Here is a 1,853-nt window from a genome sequence, read left to right as displayed (position 1 = left end):
TCGCCGCTTCGGTCGTCCGCCCTGATCACCCGGGGTGCTGGGTAGTGTCACGATGATCCTCTTCCTGTCTCCCGGCAAGCCTAACGCTCCGGGAACGGCTGCCTCATCTCAGCCTGACAGACAGGGAGTGCCGGTCGCTGCCACTGAGGTCGCCTCCTTAGCCTGGATCCGTGGACCGGGGTCGGCGTGGTCTTCGGAGCGAGCGGGTTTGGTCTTGCCGGTTGAGGGTGTGACGTTCCTGCTGGCCCTCGGTCCAGCCTGCTCGGTTCCTACTCGTCGGGACGAGTTCAGGGTGCGTTGTGTGGTGCGCGCGGCAGGGGATTCCGGTCGGGTGGCGAATACGGCTTTCTACTGCAACCCAGGGTCGTCACTTTCGAGGCGTTTGGATCGTTTGCGGTAATGGGCGGCGCGGGCTTGGGCCTGGCGTCTGCGGCGCCATCGTGACCAGTGCAGGGCCTTGGTCATCACGGCACGTCCGCCTTGGGCGAGGCGGGCCATCAGGCGGCGGATCTCGTTGCTGCTGAGCGGGACAAGCTCGTCTGCCTCGGGATCGTCGCCCCCTTTACCATCTCGACGGTCGCGGCTCGCTCGGTGGCGCGGGTGACGACCAGGTGGGCCAGGGCCGCCATGGACAGCGTGATGTGGGCGTACCAGGCGTCGTAGCGGCGGACCTGGTAGTGGTCCAGGCCGGTCTCGTTCTTCGCGGTCTGGAACAGTTCCTCGATGGACCATCGGCTGCCTGCCACCCGGACCAGTTCCCGCAGCCGGGAGCCGCGTGGCCCGTAGCACACGTAGTAGGCGATGTCAGTCGGGTCGCAGATCGAGCGGCGGGCCAGTACCCAGCCGCGCCGGTCGGTGCCGAAGTCACGGCGGATCGGGGTGGCCACCCAGTCGTAGACCCGTGGGCCGTGTGCGCCGTCGCCGGCGCTGCGGCGCTTCCACGCCCCGGCCGGGAGTTTGGCGATCATTTCATCGACCCGGCTGGTCGTGAACAACCCGGCCGCGACCTGGTCGTCCTTGCGGGTGGCCATCACGTAGAACACGTCCCGCTGTTCGCAGAACGCGCGCAGGTCAGGGTTTTGCCCGTAGAGCTCGTCGGCGGTGAACCACTTGAACGGCACCCCGGCGGTGATCGCCCGCGCCAGCATCACCCGCATCTGGGCGGGCTTGGTCGCGAACTCGACCTCATCAGGGATGCCGGCCCTGCGACACCGATCCCGGTCCTCGGTCCACGACACCGGCAGGTACAGCTCCCGGTCCAACACACCACGCCCGCGCGCTGACGCGTAGGCCAGGAACACGCCGATCTGGCAGTTCTCCGTACGTCCGGCCGTGCCCGAGTACTGCCGCTGGACCCCGGCGGATTTGGTGCCCTTCTTCAGAAAGCCGGTCTCGTCGCCGACGAGCACACCGTCGGCGTCTCCCAAATGCTGCACGATATGGCTGCGCACGTCATCGCGGACCTCATCGGGGTCCCAGCACGGGCTTTGCAGCACCCACTGCATCGAGCTGGTCGAGGTGTTGCCGGCCAGCTCGGTCAAAGTCCACCCGTTCTTACGCTCCAGCGACGACAGCAGCCCCCGCACATAGGCGAAGGCCAGCCGCCGCGGCTCGACCCGGGCGAACCGATGCCCGATCCCGATCAGGAAGTCCTCAAGCCCAGCCGCCCACGACTCGACCGTCTCAACCGTCGTCACACCAGGTGAAACGAGTCAGACCCCACGAGGGGACTGTAAAAAGAACGGTGTAACTCCTGATCAAGGAGACGCACCTGATGACCGTGACGACTGACGCCGTGGATACTGCCGCGGTGGCGAAGAAGAAGCAGCAGGAGCCTGGCCTGCCGGCCGGGG

1 protein-coding gene is annotated in these 1,853 nt (G+C 67.0%); it reads right to left on the bottom strand.

Going from position 1 to position 1,853, the window contains the following annotated elements; genetic code table 11:
• Nucleotides 1-497 precede the first annotated feature (497 nt).
• On the bottom strand, nt 498-1,697 hold the full coding sequence (locus tag ACFOX0_RS34050; protein WP_377553782.1) for an IS701 family transposase: 1,200 nt from the start codon (nt 1,695-1,697) through the stop codon (nt 498-500).
• Nucleotides 1,698-1,853 lie beyond the last annotated feature (156 nt).

This window comes from Micromonospora zhanjiangensis (genome assembly GCF_042650605.1).
Lineage (GTDB): Bacteria > Actinomycetota > Actinomycetes > Mycobacteriales > Micromonosporaceae > Micromonospora_J > Micromonospora_J zhanjiangensis.
This window is presented reverse-complemented; position numbering and strand designations above follow the sequence as displayed.